Genomic DNA, 298 nt, shown 5'->3' with positions numbered 1-298 from the left:
GTCTCTTCAGGATTGAGGTTGTGCTTAGCCAGGACATATTCATAGATCTCGGCGTCGGGCTTGCGCAAATTGATTTCCTGAGATAAGTAAAAGGCGTCAAAACAATTTCTGAATTCTTCAAAGAATTCTACATTTTCCTTCACCCAGTCAATATGAATGTGATTGGTATTGCTAAGCAAGATCAGGGTGTATTTGCCTTCTTTTTTCAGCCTTTTTAGGAATTCCAGTCGGTGCTTCGGAAAATCCAACAGTATGGCATTCCAGGAGCCGGTAAATACTTCAGAATTTAGCTGCGGAA

General features: G+C 41.3%; 1 protein-coding gene. It reads right to left on the bottom strand.

All coding sequences use genetic code 11. From position 1 onward, the window contains the following. The coding region (locus tag HC175_RS22905; protein WP_168140068.1) for an HAD family hydrolase at positions 1–298 on the bottom strand (298 nt) is incomplete at both ends.

The sequence above is a fragment of the Salinimicrobium oceani genome (assembly GCF_012037645.1).
The sequence above is the reverse complement of the archived record's forward strand: the minus strand, read 5'-3'. Positions and strand labels throughout refer to the sequence as shown.